Source organism: Kitasatospora sp. NPDC127067, assembly GCF_042724755.1.
GTDB lineage: Bacteria > Actinomycetota > Actinomycetes > Streptomycetales > Streptomycetaceae > Kitasatospora > Kitasatospora lactacystinica.
The window spans coordinates 93,677-112,836 of the sequence record NZ_JBHXEM010000012.1; the positions used below are offsets into that span (position 1 = coordinate 93,677).

Below are 19,160 nucleotides of genomic sequence, written 5' to 3' on the forward strand. Positions count from 1 at the left end.
GATGGGCCTAGGCTTCTGGTCCGTTCGGGAGTTTCGGCCGGTCGGCCCGACCGCACGAACCACCGTCCACGACACGTCAACGAGGGGAACGTTAGTGAATCTGCGCGCTCTCACCAGGGGAGACGCCGCCGTCGCAGGCGCGGCCGTCCTGCTCTTCATCGCCTCCTTCCTGCCCTATCTGGCCGCGGACTGCAGCGGTCGGCTCTGTGCGGACGCCTCAAAGAACGCGTGGAGCACCGATCTGTTCCCCGTCCTGCCCTCGATCTACCTGCTCGGCATCGTCGCCGCCGCGCTGATCCTGGTGCAGCGCTTCCAGGGCCAGGCCGCGGCCAACCGACAGGTCCTCGGCCTGCGACTGGACCAGTGGGGCATCGCCTTCGCGGTCGCCGCGCTGTGGACCTCGGTCTGGTCCCTGGGCGCCAGCCCGTACGGCCCGAACGTCAGCCACGGCTTCGGCGCCTGGCTCGGCTTCATCGCGCTGATCGTGCTCGCCGGCGCGGCCGCCGCGAGCCCCCTGGTGCCCGCGCTGAAGGCCCCGCTGGTCTCCGACCGCCCGGCGGCCGTCCCCGGCCAGTACGGCTACCCGGGCCAGCCCGGTCACCCGGGTGCGCCCGGCCAGCCCGGCCAGCCCGGTCAGTACGGCTACCCGGCCCAGGGCCACGACCCGGCGTTCGGCGGCCAGGGCGGCTACGGCTACCCGGGCGCCGGCCAGCCGCAGCCCGGCCAGCCGGTCCAGCCGCACGACGCCGGCACCCCGGTGCCGCAGCCGGCCCCGGCCGCGCAGCAGCAGGCGGCCGCCCCGGCGGCGGACTTCCAGCCGTTCTGGTTCGCCGTCCCGGCCCCGCGCCAGCTGGCCCCGAAGGACAACCCGGCCGGCGCCCCGGTCGGCGAGGTCGTGCCGGGCACCTGGTACCTGGCCGTCGAGCAGCGCGGCGCCGCGCTGGTCGCGCAGCTGCCGGACGGCAGCCAGGGCGTGCTGGCCGACACCACGGGCATCCAGCGCGGCTGACGCCCGCGGGCACGTACCGCGAAGGGGCGGGACCGGTTCTCCGGTCCCGCCCCTTCCGCATGAGCGCTCGCCTTCCGTACGCGCGACCGACCGTCGCACGGGTCCCGCACGCTCGACCGCCGTACGCGTCCGTACGCTCGACCGCCGTACGCGTCCGACTGCGCGCCCGCCTGCCCGTACGCGCGTCCGGCTACCGCACGCGCGTCCGGCTCAGCAGCAGTCCTCGACCACCAGCCCGGCCGGCAGCTGCTCCCCGCCGAAGACCGAGACCGTCGCCGGGTCCCCGCCGAGCGCGGCCACCGCGAGCAGCAGCGCCCCGGCCGTCCAGGTGGTGCGCTCCTCCGGCCAGATCGCGTCGTCCTCGAAGACGTACCCGGTCCAGTACGAGCCGTCCTCGTGCCGCAGGTGCTTCTGGATCCAGCGCAGGATGTCCACCGCACGGTCGGACTGGCCGATCGCCCAGAGCGCGAGCGCCAGCTCGGCGCTCTCCCCGCCGGTCACCCACGGGCGGTCGCTGACGCAGCGCACGCCGAGGCCGGGGACGACGAAGCGCTCCCAGTCCCGCTCGATCCGGGCCACCGCCGCGTCGCCGCGCAGGCCGGTGCCGAGCACCGGGTAGTACCAGTCCATCGAGTAGCGGTCCTTGTCCAGGAACCGCTCGGGGTGGTGGGAGACGGCGTGCCCCAGCCGCCCGGCCGCGAGCTCCCAGTCGGGCTGCGGCTCCTCCAGGTACTCGGCGACGGCCAGGCCGCAGCGCAGCGCGTGGAGGATGCTGGACGAGCCGGTGAGCAGCGCCTCGTCGGTGGCGGTGCCGTCCTCGGAGACCCGCCAGGCGATCGGGCCGCCGGGCAGCCGCAGTCCGACGATGAAGTCCAGGGCGCGCCGGACGACCGGCCAGATCCACTCCAGGAAGGCGTCGTCGCCGGTGCTGAGGTGGTGGTGCCAGACCCCGACCGCGACGTACGCGCAGAAGTTGCTCTCCTTGGCCCGGTCGGTGACCACGCCGTCGGTGTAGGCGGCGTACCAGGAACCGTCCGGGTTCTGGGCGGCGGCGAGCCAGCGGTAGGCGGCCTCGGCGGCGGCGTGCTCGCCGGCCGTGTCGAGGGCCATCGCGGCCTCGGTGTGGTCCCAGGGGTCGAGGTGGTGGCCGGCGAACCACGGTATGGCGCCGTCGGGGCGCTGCTCGGCCAGGATGCTGCGGACGGTGTCGGCGGCCTGCTCGGCGTCGAGCACCCCGTCGAGCAGCAGCACCTCGGGGACGGCGGCGGTCATGCCGTCCTGCCCGGCGCGCGGTTGGGCTTGGAGGCGTACGCGACGAAGCTCTTGCCGATCACCGGGTTGAGCGCCCGCTCGGCGGCCTTGGTGAGGCTGCTGATCACCGGGGTGCCGACGATGTCCCAGACCAGCAGCTGGTGGTACGCCTTCACCGGCAGCGCCTTGTCGTTGTCGACGCCGACCGCGCACTTGATCCACCAGTACGGCGAGTGCAGCGCGTGCGCGTGGTGGGTGCCGTACGGCTCCAGGCCGGCGTCCTTGAGCTTGCCGAGCAGCTCGTCGCCCCGGTAGATCCGGATGTGGCCGCCCTCGTTCGCGTGGTACTCGTCGGACAGGGCCCAGCAGATCTTCTCGGGCAGCCAGCGCGGCACGGTGACGGCGAGCAGGCCGCCCGGCTTGAGGACCCGGAACATCTCGTTGAGCACGCCCTTGTCGTCCGGGATGTGCTCCATCACCTCGGAGATGATGATCTTGTCGAAGGACTCGTCCTCGAACGGCAGCGCCAGCGCGTTGCCCTCCATCGCGACCGCCGACGCCCCCTCGGGGGCCTCACCGGCCTGCTCCATCGCCGCGAACCACTTCCTGACCTCGGCGATCTCCCCGGCGTTCTGGTCGAGGGCGATCACGTTGGCGCCGCGGCGGTAGCACTCGAACGCGTGCCGGCCCCCGCCGCAGCCCAGGTCGAGCACCCGGTCGCCAGGGGCGAGCGGGAAGCGCGAGAAATCGACGGTCAGCACTGCTGGACTCCCATTCCTATTGCTGCCAAGCGTTCTTGACGCCTCGTCAGGCCTTCGTTCAGCACGTCGCACTGCGCCGGGCGGGCCCCGACCCGCCGTCACCGGCCGGGCGGCCGACCGGGACGGCACCATCCGCCCGTGCGCGTCGACAGGGCCCTAGGCCACGTACCGCCAGCCCGGCCCCGAGCGGGCCCGGGCGCCGGCGCCGGTGGCGATCGCCGCGCGGTAGGCCTCGGCGGTCAGCTCGGCGGCCCGCTCCCAGGTGAACCGGGCCAGCACCCGCTGCCGTCCGGCCGCGCCGAGTCCGGCCCGCAGCTCGGGGTCGTCCAGCAGCCGGCCGAGCGCGGCGGCCAGCGCGTCCGCCTCCCCCGGCGGCACCGCCAGGCAGGTCTCCCCGTCCGGCCCGGCCACCTCGGGGATCGCCCCGCCGGTGGTGGCGACCAGCGGGGTGCCGGTGGCCATCGCCTCGGCGGCGGGCAGCGAGAAGCCCTCGTACAGCGAGGGGACGCAGGCCACCTCGGCCGAGCGGTAGAGGTCGACCAGCTCGCGGTCGGTCAGTCCGCTGCGGAACTCGATGTGCCCGGCCAGCCCGAAGCGGCGCACCGCCTCGGCCACCGGCCCGTCCTCCTTCTGCGGCTTGCCGACCACCACCAGGTGGGCGTCCCGCTCGGTGCGCACCTTGGCGAGCGCCTCGACGAGGAAGACCAGGCCCTTCAGCGGGACGTCCGCGCTGGAGGTGGTGACGATCCGGCCGGGGACGCGCCCGATCTCCGCCGAGGGCGACCAGAGCCGGGTGTCGGCACCGATCGGCACCACCGAGATCGCGTCCGGCGCGGCGCCCAGGTGCTCGGCGATCTCGCGCTGCGAGGTCCCGGAGACGGTGATCACGTGGTCCAGCCGGGCGGCGACCCGGCGCTGCATCCGGGTGAAGGCGTACCAGCGGCGCAGCGAGAGCCGCTTGCCCCGGGTGGCGGCGGCGTCCAGCTCCAGCTGCCGGTCCACGGTGATCGGGTGGTGGATCGTCGTGACCAGCGGGAAGCCGTGCCGGGCCAGGCCGAGCAGGCCGTAGCCGAGGGTCTGGTTGTCGTGGACCACGTCGTAGCGGCCCTTGTGGGCGGCCAGGTACCGGCGGGCGCGCAGCGAGAAGGTGAGCGGCTCGGGGAAGCCGCCGGTGCGCATGGTGGCGAACTCCAGCACGTCCACCGGGCCGCGGAACTCGCCCCGGGCCGGGGTGCGGAAGGGGTCGTCGGCGCGGTAGAGGTCCAGGCTGGGCAGCTCCACCAGGCGCACCGAGCCGGGGCCGTCGACCTCGTCGAGCACCGGGTAGGGCTGGGCGCCGATCACGTCCACGTGGTGGCCGAGCCGCGCCAGCTCGCGGGAGAGGTGTCGTACGTACACGCCCTGACCCCCGCAGAAGGGGTCACCGCGGTACGACAGCAGGGCAATCCGCAGCGGCTGCGCGGTCATCCTGGGCCCTCTTCTCTAGCTGCTATCGGTGCTGCCGGTCGTGCTTCCGGTCGCTAAAGTAGATCAGGTTTCAGTGGCTGGGGAACTCGTCGTCGACCACGTGAACAATGAGAGACCTCGAAGATACCGGCCCGTAGCTTTTCCCCAGGAGCCAGGGCTGGTGATTCCCGCCACGCCGAATCCTGCCGACCATGTGGAGCACGCCGCCACTCTCGCCCGCCCGGGAGCACCCTTGCCGCCACCCCCTCCTTCGACGTTGCCGCCGGTCTCCCCTCCGGGCGAGCCGCCGCTGACCGCGCGCCAGGCCGAACGGCGCCGGCGCATCCTGCGGGCCGCCACCGCACTGGCGGTGCGCGGCGGGTACGAGGCGGTGCAGATGCGGGAGGTCGCGGAGAGCGCGCAGGTCGCCCTCGGCACGCTCTACCGGTACTTCCCGTCCAAGGTGCACCTGCTGGTGGCGGTGATGCTGGAGCAGCTGCAGGGCCTCCACGAGCACATCCGGCGCCACCCGCCGACCGACCTCGAACCGGCGCTGCGGGTCGCCGACACCCTCACCCGGGCCTTCCACGCGCTGCAGCGCGAGCCGCTGCTGGCCGAGGCCATGGTCCGGGCACTGTCCTTCGCGGACCGCTCGGTCGGGGCCGAGGTGGACCAGGTCAGCGTGGCCACCGGACAGCTCATCCTGGACGCGATCGGCCAGTCCGGACCGCCCACCGGGAGCCAGCGCGCGGCGGTGCGGGTGATCGAGCACACCTGGCACTCGGCGCTGGTCGCCTGGCTCTCCGGCCGCGCCTCGATCGCCGAGGTACGGGCCGACCTGCACACCGCGGCCCGGCTGCTCACCCTGCCGTGAACCGTCCTCCTCCCGCCGCCGACTGGAACCTGTTCCTGCCCGCCCCGGGCCGCTCGTCGTGCTCCGGCGGCTAGAGTCGACAGTCGGCACAACTCGATCCCGCTCCTCCCCCGGGGAAAGCCGGTGCGAATCCGGCGCTGACCCCGCAGCCGTGAGACCGGCGCCGCCCTCGGCCGCCCGGACGAGTCGGAGCACCCGGGGAGGGGCGAGCGGCCGGTCCGGACGCACGCGCCCGGCACCGTCGAGGACCACGGAACGGCCCCGACCGGGCCACCACCGCTCACCGAAAGGCACACCCGCACCATGCTGACCGCCGCCCGCCTGGGCGCCGCCGCCCTGTCCGCCGCGCTGCTCACCGGCATCGCCGCCGGCCCGGCCCTCGCCGACGTCTCCCCGCCCACGGTCCCGGACGGCCTGTACGGCAAGAGCGACCCGACGTACGACGGCGTCTGGCGGCAGTCCCTCGCGCTCACCGCGCTGGCGGCGGCCAAGGTCACCCCGGCCGACTCCGCGGTCGGCTGGCTCACCGGCCAGCAGTGCGAGGACGGCGGCTGGCCCTCCTACCGGAACGCCGGCACCGCCTGCGACCCCAAGTTCGAGGACAGCAACGCCACCGCCGTCGCCGTCCAGGCCCTGGTCGCCCTCGGCGGGCACCAGGAGGCCGTCGACAAGGGCGTCGCCTGGCTCAGGACCAACCAGAACGCCGACGGCAGCTGGGCCTACAACCCGGGCAACCCCGGCGACGCCGACTCCACCGGGCTCGCCGTCAACGCGCTGTTCGCCGCCAAGACCGACCCGGCGGGCGTCGCCAAGGCCGGCAGGTCCGCCTTCGACGGGCTCGCCCTGTTCCAGCTCGGCTGCGCCGCCCCCGCCGACCAGCGCGGCGCCTTCGCCTACCAGCCCGACCCGGCCGGCGGTGCCCTCACTCCGAACGCCCTGGCCAGCGGCCAGGCCGCGCTCGCCGCCGGCGGCGGCCACCTGCCGGTCGCCGGCTCGGTGCACGCCGACGCCGCGCCCAAGGCCCTCGCCTGCGCCTCCGACGCCGCAGCCGCGGCCGCCCCGGTCACGCACGCGGACTCCGGCGAGGCCGTCGGCGCCTACCTCACCGCCCAGCTCGCGGCCGGCGGCGACCACCTCACCCTCACCACCCCGGGCGCCGCCCCCACTCCGGACTACACCGCCACCGCCTGGGCCGCCCTCGCCCTCACCCAGAGCGGCCACCCCCGGCAGGCCGCCGGCGCCGTCGACTGGCTCACCAAGGAGGGCGCCACCTGGACCAAGGGCGGCACCGACGCCGGCGCCACCGCCACCCTCCTGCTGGTCGCCCAGGCCGCCCACCGCGACACCGCCGCCCTGACCGGCCAACTCACCGCCCTCGGCCCGACGCCCAAGGCCGCCGAAGCCGCCGCCTCGGCGACGGAGGCCCCGAAGGAGAAGAAGGACGGCGGCATCGGCCAGTACTGGCTCATCGGCGTCGGCCTCCTCGTCGGCATCGGCGGCGGCCTCGTGCTCAGCCTCCAGCGCAAGCGCAACCCCCACCTCTGATGCGCCCCGCACCCAGCCCCGCCCCGGCGGGCGCCGACGTCCGCACCCGCCGGGCCGTCGCCGCGCTGCTGCTGCCCCTCCTCGGGGCGGTGCTGGTGCTCGCCTCCGCCGCCCCCGCGCAGGCCGCCGGCTACCGCTACTGGTCGTTCTGGCGCGGCGCCGAGGGCGGAGCCTGGACGTACCAGCAGCAGGGGCCCGCCGTCGCGGTACCGCCGGACGGCTCGGTGGACGGGTGGCGGTACGCGCTGAGCCCGGACGGCGGGCAGGACGCCGCGAAGCCCCGGACCGCCGGGAGCTTCACGGAGATCTGCGCGGACACGCCCGCCCAGGAGGGCCGCAAGCGGGTGGCCGTCGTGCTGGACTTCGGGACCGCCGAGGACGCCGGTTCGTCCGCCGCCCCGGTGCCCGGGCAGCGGACCGCCTGCGCCGCCGTCGCGCCCCGCGCCACCTCGGCCGAGGTGCTGGCCGCCGTCGCCCCGCCGCTGCGCTACGACACCAACGGGCTGCTGTGCGCCATCGCCGGTTACCCGCAAGCGGGTTGCGGCGACCGGATCGGCGCGGCGGGCGCGGCCCGGACCGCCGACCAGGGCGGCGGCAGCAGCGGCAGCGGCCCCGACATCGGCCTGATCGCCGGTGGCGCGCTGCTCGCCGTCCTCGCCGGCGGTGCCGTCCGGCAGGCACGCCGCCGCCGTCACTCCTAGCCCCCCACCCAGGAAACACCGTGAGCAGCACCGCCCGTAGCACCCGGCCGCCCACCGGCCCCCGTCAACTGCACCCCGGGGCCTGGTGGTTGTGGGCGCTCGGGCTGGGCGCGGCGGCCACCCGCACCACCAACCCGGCGATCCTGCTGCTGCTCGCCGCCGTCGCCGGGTACGTGGTCGCGGCCCGGCGCGGCGATGCGCCCTGGTCGCGCTCGTACGGGGCGTTCCTGCGGCTGGGCCTGCTGGTGCTCGGCATCCGGCTGGTGTTCGCCGTGTTCCTCGGCTCGCCGGTCGCCGGCACCCACGTGCTGTTCACCCTGCCCGAACTCCCGCTGCCCGTCTGGGCGCAGGGCGTGCGGATCGGCGGCCGGGTCACCGCCGAGGGGCTGCTCGCCGCACTGTACGACGGGCTGCGGCTGGCCACCCTGCTGGTCTGCGTCGGCGCCGCCAACTCCCTGGCCAGCCCGGCCCGCCTGCTGCGCACCCTGCCCGGCGCGCTCTACGAGGCGGGCGTCGCCGTCGTCGTGGCGATGACCTTCGCGCCCAACCTGGTCGCGGACGTCCGCCGGCTGCGTGCCGCACGGCGCCTGCGCGGCCGCACCGACAAGGGCGTCGCCGCCGTGCTGAGCGTCGGAATCCCGGTGCTGGAGGGGGCGTTGGAGCGGTCCATCGCGCTGGCCGCCGCGATGGACACCCGGGGCTTCGGCCGCACCGCCGACGTCCCGCGCCGGCTCGCCCGGGCGACGGCGGCGCTCACCCTGGCCGGGCTGCTCGGGGTCTGCCTGGCCGCGTACGGGCTGCTGACGGCCGGCGGCGCGGGCTGGGCGCTGCCCGTCCTGCTGCTCGGCCTGGCCGCCGCCTTCGCCGGACTGCTGCTCGGCGGCCGACGCTCCGTCAGAAGCCGCTACCGGCCGGACCCGTGGGCCCTTCCGGAATGGCTGACCGCCGGTTCAGGCGCGGCCGTGGCAGCCCTCACCGTCTACCTGGCCGCGCGGGACCCCGCCGCCTTCGCCCCCACCGTCGTCCCGCCGACCGTCCCCGCGCTGCCCCTGACCGCCGTGCTGACCGTCCTGCTCGGCCTGGTGCCGGCGTTCGCCGCCCCGACCCCGCCCCGGAGGGCATCGTGATCACCTTCGAGCAGGTCTCCGTCCGGTACGCGGACTCCGCCGCGCCCGCGCTCAGCGGCGTCGACCTCACCGTCCCCGAGGGCGAACTCTGCCTGCTGGTGGGCCCGTCCGGCTCCGGCAAGTCCACCCTGCTGGGGACGGTCAGCGGCCTGGTGCCGCACTTCACCGGCGGGGTGCTGCACGGCCGGGTCACCGTCGGCGGCCGGGATACCCGCGAGCACCGGCCGCGCGAACTCGCCGACCTGGTCGGCACCGTGGGGCAGGACCCACTGGCACACTTCGTCACCGACACGGTGGAGGACGAACTCGCCTACGGCATGGAGTCCCTGGGCCTGCCGGGCGACGTGATGCGCCGCCGGGTCGAGGAGACCCTCGACCTGCTCGGCCTCGCCGACCTGCGCGACCGCTCGCTGACCACCCTCTCCGGCGGCCAGCAGCAGCGCGTCGCGATCGGCTCGGTGCTCACCGTGCACCCCCGCGTACTGATCCTGGACGAACCCACCTCGGCACTCGACCCGGGCGCGGCCGAGGAGGTGCTGTCCGTCCTCCAGCGGCTGGTGCACGACCTCGGCACCACCGTGCTGATGGCCGAGCACCGGCTGGAACGCGTCGTCCAGTACGCCGACCAGGTGCTGCTGCTCACCCCCGGCGCCCCACCCGTCCTCGGCCAGCCCGCCGAGGTGATGGCGCACTCCCCGGTGCACCCGCCGGTGGTCGGCCTCGGCCGGCTCGCGGGCTGGCGGCCGCTGCCGCTCTCGGTCCGCGACGCGCGCCGCAAGGCCGCCCCGCTGCGCGCCGAACTGGACGGCCGGACACCCGCCGCCGTTGGTTCTTCGTCCGGCACCCCCATCGCCGTTGCCGACCGCCTCGCCGTCCGGCGCGGGCCGGTCCCCGCCCTGCGCGGCGTGGACCTCGCGCTCCGCCCCGGCGAGATCACCGCCCTGATGGGCCGCAACGGCGCCGGCAAGTCCACCCTGCTCGGCAGCCTGGTCGGCCTGCACACCCCGGCCTCCGGCAGCGTCAGGGTCGGCGGCCGCACCCCGCACCGCACCCGCCCCGCCGAACTGATCCGCGAGGTCGGCCTCGTCCCGCAGGAACCGCGCGACCTGCTGTACGGCGAGTCGGTCGCCGCCGAGTGCGCCGCGGCCGACACCGACGCGGGCGCCGCCGCCGGCACCTGCCGCGCCCTGGTGGAACGCCTGCTGCCCGGCATCGCCGACGACGCTCACCCGCGCGATCTCTCCGAGGGCCAGCGGCTCACCCTCGCCCTCGCCGTCGTGCTCACCGCCCGGCCCCCGCTGCTGCTCCTGGACGAGCCGACCCGCGGCCTCGACTACGCCGCCAAGGCCCGGCTGGTGGAGATCCTGCGCGCCCTCGCCGCCGAGGACCACGCCGTACTCCTCGCCACCCACGACGTGGAACTGGCCGCCGAACTCGCCCACCGCACGGTGATCCTGGCCGAGGGAGAGATCGTCGCGGACGGGCCGACCGCTGAGGTGGTGGTCTCCTCACCGGCCTTCGCCCCGCAGGTCGCCAAGGTGCTGGCGCCCGGGCCGTGGCTCACCGTCGGGCAGGTCGCGGAGGCGCTGGGCGCATGAGCACTCGTCCCGTCCCCCTGGGGCGCCGGTCCGTCACGGCGCTGCTCCTCGTCACGGCCGTCGGCGTGACGGCCTTCGGCTGGCCGCTGCTCGCCTCCACCAAGTCGGCGCTGGTCGGCCACTCCGCGGACGCGCCGTGGCTGTTCGCCCTGCTGCTGCCGCTGCTGCTCGCCGTCGTCATCGCCCAGATCTCCGAAGGCCGCTCGGCGGGCGGCGGGGCGCCCGGGCTGGACGCCAAGTCCGTCGCCCTGCTGGGCGTCCTGGCCGCGGCGGGCGCGGCGCTGCGGCCGCTCGGCGCGGGCACGGCGGGGCTGGAGCCGATGTTCTTCCTGATGGTGCTCTCCGGGCGGGTGCTCGGACCGGGCTTCGGGTTCGTGCTCGGCTCGCTGTCGATGTTCGCCTCCGCGCTGCTGACGGGCGGGGTGGGGCCGTGGCTGCCGTTCCAGATGCTGGCGATGGGGTGGGTGTGCCTGGGCGCGGGGCTGCTGCCGGGCCCCGCTTCCTTGCGCGGCCGCCGCGAGCTCGTGCTGCTGGCGGGGTACGGCGCCGCCGCGTCCCTGCTGTACGGCACGATCATGAACCTCCAGGGCTGGCCGTACATCGGCGGCCTGGCCGGCTCCATCTCCTTCCACCCCGGCGACCCACTGCCCGCCAACCTGGTCCGCTTCGCCGCCTACTGCCTGACCACGTCCCTGGGTTGGGACCTCCCCCGGGCCGCCCTGACCGTCGTTCTCTGCCTCACCCTCGGCACCCCCGTCCTGCGCGCCCTGCGCCGGACGACCCGCCGCGCCGCCTTCGACGCCCCGGTCACCTTCCGGCCGCCGGAGAGCTAACGGCACACCCCGCACACCTGCCCGGCCCCTGCCACGGGCCGCCCGCACATCCCGCCCCGCCCGGGGCACTCGTGCCGGCGCGGCCCGTCTGTCGTACCTCGTGCCGCCGGAACGGCCGGCAGCTTGGTGATCCGCCCCGCCAGGACCGCCCCCACGCTGTGCGTGACCGTCTCCGGCAGCGGCGCCGACAGAATCCCGGTCAACGCCTCCCGCGTCCACCCGCCCGCCAGCAACCCCTCCACCCGGGCGGCCTGGTCGCACAACGGCTTCCCCGCCAGGGCCATCCGGGGCTCCCTGCGCCCGAGTTCGAGCAGCAGCGCCATCCCGGCCGTCAACTTCTCGGAGGGACGGACGGAAGGCTCTTCCACGTCCTTTGATTTCAGTTCCTTGGAAGGGCTTCCCGCCTTCCCGGCGACTGGATCGCCTGGGCCTGGAACACCGGCGGCCGGGGGCACGGGAAGCGGCGGCACCGTGTGCACCGCCTTGCCCGTCACCGGCACCTCGTGCACCGAGACGACCGTCCGCACCTGCCCGGTCAGCGGGTCCCGCTGCGTCCGCCGGACGTAGTGCCCGGCCGCCTCCAGCTCCCTGAGCGCCCGCGCGACGGTCGTCCGCCCCTCCACGCTCTTGGCGGCGAGCGTGCGCACGTCCTCGCGCGCCCCGTCCGGCAGGCTGAGCAGGTAGCTCAGCAGCCCGCGCGCGGCCCAACTCAGCGAGTGCTTCCGGACGACGTGGCCGTTGTCGAGGATCGTGTACCCGGGGGCATGCCGAGGGATACGATGGATCTGCATCTGGAGCTCTCTTCTCCTGGTGTCGGACCCCGGGGTGTTGGCGCACCGCCGGGGTAACTCTTTTGCTCACGCACCGAGTGCCCCTCCGAGCACCCGGCACTGCAATCTTCACCGCAATGCCGTAACGTCCCGTCAAACTCCTTTCCTCATCACCCGTTCGGGCGGCGCGAGCGCGCACAACCCAGCGCTTCCCGAGCTCGCGAGCCCGGGACGCGCTCCTCACTGCCTCGCATCAACCGACCACGTGGCCCGGATCGTCCAGCCACACCCGGTGCTCGCCCTCGACGGTGACGGTCAGACCGAACCGGTCGAGGCCCGGCTCGCCCTGGTCCTGCCACCGGGCGTGGGCGGCGGTCACCTCGTCCCACAGGTTGCGGGGGCCGGACTGCGCGACGGCGTGCCTGCCGTCCCAGTCAGCCAGGCGGCAGTGGGCGTACGAGACCCCGTCCCACACCTCCAACCGGCCGGTCCCGAAGCGGTCGTAGCCCGCCCAAACCTCCTGCCGGAACAGACCCGGCAACCACAGCCCGATCGCGAAGGCGGCGTCGGTCCGCTCGGCCACGGCGGCGGGGTCGAGCGCGGACGGACCGTGCCGGACGTCCTCGATCTCGAACTCGCCGCACCCGGGGCGTTGGTCCCGCGCCCACATGAAGGCGACGTCCTCGACGAACGGCCCGCTCGCCGTGCGCCCGTCGGCGGCGACGGCGAGCTCCAGCAGCCCGCCGTTGCAGAACGCCGTGCCGTACGGGACGACGATCACGCCCCCGGGCGCCGTCTGCTCGATCAACGCACCGGGGACACGCTGCACGGCGGCGGTGACGTGAACCCGGTCGTACGGCGCGGCCGCCGGATGGCCGAGCATGCCATCGCCGACCACGGCCTTGACCGGCAGGCGGTTCGCCGCCAGACGGCGCCGTGCGGCACCGGACAGTTCAGGGTCCAGCTCCACGGTGGTGACGTTCCCCGCCCCGAGCCGGCGGGCCAGCAACGCGGCCGTCCAGCCCGTGCCGGTGCCGACGTCCAGCACCCGGATGCCGTCGGCGACCCGGAGGTGCCGGAGCATCCGGGCCACGACGGTGGGCATCGAACTGGACGAGGACGGCGTGCTGCCGTCCTCGTCCAGTCGGGTCACCAGCGGGATGTCGGAGCCGACCAACTCGCGCCACTCGACCGGGCGTTCCGCCCGGTCGACCCACTCACCCCCGTGGTGGATCCGGTCCGGGACGAACAGCCCGCGAGGCACGGCCCGGAACGCCGGCTCCCAGTCGACCGACAGCGCCCCGGATTTCCGGAGCGCGTCGGTGAGCGCGTTCCACTGCACGCGACCGTCCCCGCTCAAGGCTTCGACGGCTTGGGCAGGTTGGCGGGCGGCGCATCCCGCTTGCCGTCCTGCGCCGCCGTGTCCGGCTTCCCGGAGTGACTGCCGCCCTTGCCTCCACCCGCCGTACCGGGCCCGTCGCCGCCGGGCCCTCCGCCGTGCTTGCCCATGTGCTGCTCCTCTCGAAGTGCTGGAGATCGTGCTCGAAGTGCTGGAGATCGCTGTCGTCGGTCTACCGGTCCGGCGGGCGGGGCGTGCGCGGGCCCACCGGCCTCGGCGGGGGCGGTTTCGGCTCGGTCCAGGACATGGCATTGCTCCTTTCGAGGCGGAAGCGGAGGAAGAGGCGATCCCGGCCGCCCCGCCGGGCAGGCGGCCGGAAGGAGCTGGTGGCCGAAGCCCGATGACCGCAGCGCGACGTTTCACGGACAGACGCTTCCGCTTGTGCCAGAACTCTGTCGGCGTGAGTCGAGTACAGCCCAAGTCGCGGTCGCCGACCAGGCATTGTCCGTAGTCCCGGGGTTGTCCCACCCTCGCCGACAGTAAGATCCCGGTCACTGTCGATGATGGGATTGGCCCCGTGGACGACCCGATCCGGCACCCCCTCGCCTACGCACGTGAGCTGCGCGGCTGGTCGCAGAGCGACCTCGTCGCGGAGCTGAACAAGGCCGCCCGCCGGAACGGACTCCTCTCCGGTGCCGACAAGACGGCCATCAGCCGGTGGGAGCACTGGCGCAAGACGCCGAACGTCGACTCCCAACTCCTCATCGCCGAAGCCTTCGACGTCCCGCTCTCGGACCTGGAGGCGTACGGCTGGCCCTACTGGCTGCCCGGACGCGACGAACCGCTGCCGCTGGGAGCCGCCCACACCGTTCACGCACTCCACGACGCACAGAGGGCCGCCATGGACCGCCGCACCTTCATGACCTTCAGCGCGATCTCGTTGGGCGGCCTGGCCGCCCAGTGGGCCGCCGCCGAGCCCGCCGAGCCCGAACGCCTCGCCTCGGCCCTGAGCGGCAAGCGAGTGGACGGCGCACTCGTGGACTGGCTGGAGGGCACCGGCAGGACGCTGACGGCCATGCCCACCGAACAGCGTCAGCACACCGCCCGGCTGGTGGACGCCCACCTGGCCACCGTCACGGACCTGATCAGCGAAGGCCGCTACGACGAGGGGACCGGTCGCCGCCTCCACCGGCTGGCCGCCTCGCTCGCCACCACCAGCGGCTGGCACCGCTTCGACCAGGGCCGGCACTGGGCGGCCGGAAAGTTCTGGGAGGCCGCTCTGCAGTCCGCCAACGCCGCGGGTGACCGTGACCACGGCGCCGGAGTGCTGTCCGACTTCGCCTACCAGGCCAACTGGCTCGGCGAGGCGAAGGTCTCCGTCGACCAGCTCGGACACGCCCTGTCCGGCGTCTCGCACCCCACCGCCCGGTCCCTGCTCCTCCTCCGCCGCGCCAGGGCCCACGCGGCGATCGGCGACCGTTCCGCCTGCTATCGGGACCTGTCCGACGCCGGATCCGCCCTCGCGGTCGAAGCCGCCGACCCCGCTCCCGGGTGGTGCGCCTGGATGAGCCCCGCCGACCTGGCCGTGGACTCCGGCCGGTGCCTCCTCGACCTCGGCCGGACGGACGAGGCCCATGCCCTGATCGCGGAGGGGACGGCGCTTCTGCCCCGCGCCAGGGACAAGACGCGCGGCATCTTCCTGACCTATCAGGCCCGGGGCCACCTGAAGGCCAAGGAGATCGAGCAGGCGCTGTCCGTCACCGGCGAGTCGCTCGACCTGGCCACCCGCATCGGCTCATCCCGCTGCGTCACCCTGGTCCGCGAACTCGCGCCGGCCTTCAAGCCCTACCGCCGGGTCGACGGCGTCCCGGAATTCCTGGAGCGCCTGCGGGCCACATGAACCGATCCGGCGGCGCGTGCCCGGGATGCCAGACTGGCGGGGCTTGATCGTCCTGATCGGCTGCACAGCCCTGACTTCCGTCGCCAGGAGGCGTGTTGAACGAGATCATCCTCATGTCCGACCCGAAGGTCGCCGCGATACCCGTCGCGCCCCGCGACGAGCAGCTGCTGGACGTACGGAGCGGCGGCGGGCTCATGGTCGACGAGCGCCAGCAGGACGGCACCGGCGCCTTCGCGCACCTGCGGGCCGGGGTGCTCGACCGGCTGCTCGACGCGCAGGCCGCGCTGCCGGACGGCCTGCGGCTGCTGTTCGTCGAGGGCTTCCGGCCGCCGGCTCTCCAGAGCCACTACTTCGACGAGTACGCCGCCGAGTTGCGGGCCGCGAACCCCGACTGGCCGGACGACCGGATCAGGTCGGCGACGAGCCGCTACGTCTCGCCGCCGGAGATCGCGCCGCACAGTGCCGGGGCCGCCGTCGACCTCACCCTCGTCGACGCCGACGGCCGTGAGCTCGACCTCGGCACCAGGGTCAACGCCAGTCCGGAGGAGAGCGCCGGGGCCTGCTACACCCACGCCGACGGCATCGGCGCCGAGGCCCGCGCCAACCGGCGGCTGCTCAGCAACGTCCTGACCGGCGCCGGGCTCGTCAACTACCCTACCGAGTGGTGGCATTGGTCGTACGGGGACCGCTACTGGGCGCTGGCCACCGGCGCACCGGCCGCGCTCTACGGGCCGGCGCACCGGTAGCCGACACGACATGCGGCCCATGAAGCCTGCCGAGCGGACCTGCGGCCCCGGGCCAGGATGGCGTCGACACCGACGCCGTCCCGGCCCGAGGAGCAGAGCGATGACCGAGCAGAACCCCGAGCAGCAACTCCCCGCTGTCGCCGTCGCGATCGTCGTCAAGGACAGCCGGGTGCTGATGGTGCGGCGGCGGGTCGCCGAGGGCGAGCTGTCCTGGCAGTTCCCGGCCGGGGAGGTGGAGCCGAACGAGTCCCCGGAGGAGGCCGCCGTCCGCGAGACCGCCGAGGAGACCGGCCTCCACGTCGCCGCCGCCCGGCTGCTCGGCGAGCGGGAGCATCCGCAGAGCGGGCGCCGGATGGCGTACACGGCCTGCGAGGTGGTCGGCGGCACCGCCGCCGTCGCGGACTCCGACGAGCTGGACCGGGTGGTGTGGGCGTCGCGCGCCGAACTGGCCGAGTACGTGCCGTTCCCGCTGTTCCCGCCGGTGCGGGAGTACCTGGACGGCATGCTCGCCGGGTAGGGCGCGGAACGGCGGACGAACCCGCGCGAGAAGTCGGCCCGTCCGACTTCCCACTCGCGCACCACCACCGGCGCCCGGAACTCCTCCCCGGCGCAAGGCCGTTCGGACGGGAGACCGCTCGTCCCCGCCCCGGAAGGAAACGCGTGACAACCGCGCACGGAGCCCCGTCCGACCACGACCACGCCGCACCGCGAGCCCGCCGCCTGGGGCGGGACCCCGTCACCGACGAGACGGTCGCCCGGCTCCGGGTCCAGGCCCGCACCGACCCCGCCTCGGGCCTGCCCGCGCTGGCCGAGGCGCTGCGGGGCCGGGCCTACGGCCGGCCCAGGCCCCGGCCCGAGGACGCCGTCCCGTTCCTGGAGGAGTCCGCCGGCATCTACCGCGCCCTGGTCGCCGACGGCGGCACCGAACACCTGGCCGCTGCCGCCCGCGCGCTGTCCTCCCTCGCCCTGCACCACTCCCTGGCGCACGCCGACGGCCCCGCCCTCGCCGCCCGGCAGGAGGCGGCCGACCTGGCCTCGCGCGCCGAAGCGGACCAGCCGGTGGAGGGCCTCGGCCGGGCCGCCGTCCTGCACGCCGACCTCGCCCACGGCCTCGCCGAGGCGGGACGGTTCGACGAGGCCGTGGACGCCGCCCGCGCGGTGGCCGACCGCTCCCGGGCGGTGACCGAGGCCGGCGGGAGCGACCTGACGTGGCGACTGCTCGACCTCACCGTGCTGCTCCGCCTCGCGGACCGCACCGAGGAGGCCGTGGCCACCGAACACGAGGCCCTCGCCTGGCTGCGCGAGGGCCGCACGGAACCGGCCCGCAGTCCCGTCCCGGCCCTACGGGCTGCCGGCGCCGCCCTGTGGTTCGCCGATCTGGGCCGCACCGCACAGTCGCACCGGCTGCTCGCGGACGCCGCCCGTTCCTGCGAGCGCCTGCCCGCCCGCGGCGACGCCGGCGACTTCGGCTTCAACGAGGGCCTGCGGAGCGCCTTGTTCGCCCGCTCCGGCGTACGGGACGAACAGGCCGCGGCCGACGCCCCGGACCCGCTCGCGCTCGGCGTCGACCCGGGACGGCGCCTCCAACCGGTGCTGGGCCTGGACCTCCACCACTGGTCCTTCAGCCTGCGCGCGTCCTTCGAGGACGGACTGGTCACCCTCGCGCGGGCCGTCGAGGCCATCACGGGCAAGCCCGAGCCCACCGACCGCCTGCCCGACGAGGAGGGCCCGTCCGAGCACGCCGACGACCCACTGCCCCTACCGGAGGACCGCGACCTGCTCGCCACCCTCGGCACCCTCACCCGGCGGCTCGACCTGCGCCGCTCGGTCCGTGGAGACCATCCCAGCTACTACGCCCACCTCACGCTCCCCCGGCTGCGGCGGAGCGTCCGGATCGAACGCCGCCTCCACGCGACCGGCCCCGCCCACGACACCCGGCGTCTGGTCAGGGCGCTCACCGACCTGGCCATGGCCCAACTCGTCCACGGCGACCACGCCGGGGCGACCGGCACCCTGCACGAGGCCCACGCCCTCGCCGTACGGACGGAGAAGCCGGCCGGGCGCTGACCTCCGGTGGCGGCAGGCGTGTTGCCCACCCGGAGCAGGTGGGCGTACCGGCCGTCCGGGGCCGGCAGTTCGGTGCGGGCCCCGTGTTCGTGGTTCGCCCGGGCAGGACGGGCCTCCGAAACCGGCCGGAATCCCCATCCGCCCCGTACACCCCCTACCCTGTCCCGCAGCACGGGCACGGGTACGGACCTTCGGGGGAACCGGGGAAACCAGTGGAACTACGTCAGTTGCGCGTCTTCGAAGCCGTCGTCACCCACCGCACCGTCACCGGCGCGGCCGTGGCGCTCGGACTCGCCCCGGCCTCCGTCTCCGAACAGGTCCGCACCCTCGAACACAGCCTCGGCACCGACCTGTTCGACCGGGCCAGGCACGACCTGACCCTCACCTCGGCCGGGGAACGACTACTGCCCTGGTCCCGACGGCTCCTCGACCAGGCCGAACAGGCCCGCCGCGAGGTCGTCGTGACCCGGACCCGCCTGCGCCTCGGCGTCCTGGCGGCCGTCGCCGCCACCCACCTCCCGACCGTCCTGACCCGCCTCACCGACCGCCGCCCCGACCTGGACCTATCCCTCCACACCGACGCCACCCGGGACGTCCTGCTCGACGGCGTCGCCGCCGGAGCCCTGGAGGCGGCGCTCATCCTCGACGCCCCGGGCCCGCTCGGCGCCCTCGGCTTCCCCCTGCCGCCCGCCCCGCTCGACCACCTCGACCTCCAGGCCGTCCCCCTCGCCCTGGTCGCCGCCCCCACCCACCCGCTCGCCCGCGCCACCACCCTCACCCCCGAGAACCTCCGCGGCCACCGCCTCCTCGTCGACACCCCCGCCTGCTCCTACCACCTCGCCGGCGAACGCCTCCTCGGCCACCACGTCCAACGCCTCCGCACCGGCGCCGTCCCCACCGCCCGCGCCTGTGCCGAACAGGGCCTCGGCATCGCCCTCCTCCCCACCCACGCCGTCCACGACCACCTCACCGCCGGCACCCTCACCCGCCTCCCCCTCGACCCCCCGCCCCTCCACCTCCGCCTCCTCTGGCGCGCCGGCCACGCCCCCCTCCCCGCCCTGCGCCCCCTCCTCCGCACCACCCCGGCCTGAACTCCCCGGGCCCCTCGAACAGCAGCGCGGCCCCCGGGGGGGCGGGGCCCCCCGGGGGGGCCCAGGCCGGCGCACCCCAGGCCCGGGGGGGCCCCGGCGGGA

17 protein-coding genes and 1 riboswitch are annotated in these 19,160 nt (G+C 75.1%); of the genes, 12 read left to right on the forward strand and 5 right to left on the reverse strand.

From position 1 onward, the window contains the following. Positions 1–94 precede the first annotated feature (94 nt). A complete protein-coding gene (locus ACFWJ4_RS07765; protein ID WP_380540421.1) occupies positions 95–1,009 on the forward strand; it encodes a collagen-like protein in 915 nt (304 codons plus the stop codon). Between the two features lie 210 nt (positions 1,010–1,219). Here the strand turns inward: ACFWJ4_RS07765 and ACFWJ4_RS07770 are convergent, their stop codons facing one another. The 3 genes from ACFWJ4_RS07770 to ACFWJ4_RS07780 all read right to left on the reverse strand — a co-directional run bounded on the left by ACFWJ4_RS07770 (position 1,220) and on the right by ACFWJ4_RS07780 (position 4,488). Continuing rightward, the gene (locus ACFWJ4_RS07770; protein WP_380352536.1) at positions 1,220–2,281 is read right to left on the reverse strand and encodes a prenyltransferase; all 1,062 of its coding nucleotides are present in this window, start codon (positions 2,279–2,281) and stop codon (positions 1,220–1,222) included. Then, a complete protein-coding gene (locus tag ACFWJ4_RS07775; RefSeq protein ID WP_359896878.1) occupies positions 2,278–3,021 on the reverse strand; it encodes a methyltransferase domain-containing protein in 744 nt (247 codons plus the stop codon). Before ACFWJ4_RS07775 ends, ACFWJ4_RS07770 begins: the two co-directional genes overlap by 4 nt. A 156-nt stretch (positions 3,022–3,177) precedes the next feature. After that, entirely contained in the window at positions 3,178–4,488 is a 1,311-nt protein-coding gene (locus tag ACFWJ4_RS07780; RefSeq protein WP_380540423.1) for a glycosyltransferase family 4 protein, read from the reverse strand. Between the two features lie 256 nt (positions 4,489–4,744). On the opposite strand from ACFWJ4_RS07780, the gene ACFWJ4_RS07785 reads away from it, so the two are divergent. The 6 genes from ACFWJ4_RS07785 to ACFWJ4_RS07810 all read left to right on the forward strand — a co-directional run bounded on the left by ACFWJ4_RS07785 (position 4,745) and on the right by ACFWJ4_RS07810 (position 11,145). Further along, a complete protein-coding gene (locus tag ACFWJ4_RS07785) occupies positions 4,745–5,341 on the forward strand; it encodes a TetR family transcriptional regulator (protein WP_359896874.1) in 597 nt (198 codons plus the stop codon). A gap of 113 nt (positions 5,342–5,454) precedes the next feature. Beyond that, a riboswitch (cobalamin riboswitch) is annotated at positions 5,455–5,538 on the forward strand. Positions 5,539–5,644: 106 nt separating this feature from the next. After that, positions 5,645–6,886: a prenyltransferase/squalene oxidase repeat-containing protein gene (locus ACFWJ4_RS07790; protein WP_380540426.1), complete on the forward strand. Its 1,242-nt coding sequence runs from the start codon at positions 5,645–5,647 to the stop codon at positions 6,884–6,886. Further along, positions 6,886–7,587, forward strand: coding sequence for an SCO2322 family protein (locus ACFWJ4_RS07795; RefSeq protein WP_380540429.1), 702 nt, complete (start codon positions 6,886–6,888; stop codon positions 7,585–7,587). The genes ACFWJ4_RS07790 and ACFWJ4_RS07795 overlap by 1 nt, the downstream gene beginning before the upstream one ends. A 20-nt stretch (positions 7,588–7,607) precedes the next feature. After that, a complete protein-coding gene (locus ACFWJ4_RS07800; protein WP_380540432.1) occupies positions 7,608–8,714 on the forward strand; it encodes a CbiQ family ECF transporter T component in 1,107 nt (368 codons plus the stop codon). Further along, on the forward strand, positions 8,711–10,312 hold the full coding sequence (locus tag ACFWJ4_RS07805; protein ID WP_380540435.1) for an ABC transporter ATP-binding protein: 1,602 nt from the start codon (positions 8,711–8,713) through the stop codon (positions 10,310–10,312). The genes ACFWJ4_RS07800 and ACFWJ4_RS07805 overlap by 4 nt, the downstream gene beginning before the upstream one ends. Then, complete coding sequence (locus ACFWJ4_RS07810) at positions 10,309–11,145, forward strand: ECF transporter S component (protein ID WP_380540438.1); 837 nt, start codon at positions 10,309–10,311, stop codon at positions 11,143–11,145. Before ACFWJ4_RS07805 ends, ACFWJ4_RS07810 begins: the two co-directional genes overlap by 4 nt. On the opposite strand, the gene ACFWJ4_RS07815 is transcribed toward ACFWJ4_RS07810, so the two are convergent. Together ACFWJ4_RS07815 and ACFWJ4_RS07820 are read right to left on the reverse strand one after the other, a co-directional pair. Further along, complete coding sequence (locus ACFWJ4_RS07815; RefSeq protein ID WP_380540441.1) at positions 11,142–11,936, reverse strand: helix-turn-helix domain-containing protein; 795 nt, start codon at positions 11,934–11,936, stop codon at positions 11,142–11,144. The two genes, ACFWJ4_RS07810 and ACFWJ4_RS07815, sit on opposite strands and share 4 nt — an antisense overlap. A gap of 232 nt (positions 11,937–12,168) precedes the next feature. Continuing rightward, a complete protein-coding gene (locus tag ACFWJ4_RS07820) occupies positions 12,169–13,257 on the reverse strand; it encodes a methyltransferase domain-containing protein (RefSeq protein WP_380540444.1) in 1,089 nt (362 codons plus the stop codon). Between the two features lie 574 nt (positions 13,258–13,831). Here ACFWJ4_RS07820 and ACFWJ4_RS07825 point away from each other — a divergent pair. The 5 genes from ACFWJ4_RS07825 to ACFWJ4_RS07845 all read left to right on the forward strand — a co-directional run bounded on the left by ACFWJ4_RS07825 (position 13,832) and on the right by ACFWJ4_RS07845 (position 19,058). Further along, positions 13,832–15,154: an XRE family transcriptional regulator gene (locus tag ACFWJ4_RS07825; protein ID WP_380540447.1), complete on the forward strand. Its 1,323-nt coding sequence runs from the start codon at positions 13,832–13,834 to the stop codon at positions 15,152–15,154. Between the two features lie 95 nt (positions 15,155–15,249). Continuing rightward, positions 15,250–15,900, forward strand: coding sequence for a M15 family metallopeptidase (locus ACFWJ4_RS07830; protein WP_380540450.1), 651 nt, complete (start codon positions 15,250–15,252; stop codon positions 15,898–15,900). Between the two features lie 100 nt (positions 15,901–16,000). After that, positions 16,001–16,417 carry an NUDIX hydrolase gene (locus ACFWJ4_RS07835; protein ID WP_380540453.1) on the forward strand — a complete coding sequence of 139 codons (417 nt, stop codon included), beginning with the start codon at positions 16,001–16,003 and terminating at the stop codon, positions 16,415–16,417. Between the two features lie 143 nt (positions 16,418–16,560). Next, positions 16,561–17,967: a hypothetical protein gene (locus ACFWJ4_RS07840; RefSeq protein ID WP_380540456.1), complete on the forward strand. Its 1,407-nt coding sequence runs from the start codon at positions 16,561–16,563 to the stop codon at positions 17,965–17,967. 227 nt (positions 17,968–18,194) lie between these two features. Then, positions 18,195–19,058, forward strand: coding sequence for a LysR family transcriptional regulator (locus ACFWJ4_RS07845; RefSeq protein ID WP_380540459.1), 864 nt, complete (start codon positions 18,195–18,197; stop codon positions 19,056–19,058). The last annotated feature ends 102 nt before the right edge of the window (positions 19,059–19,160 follow it).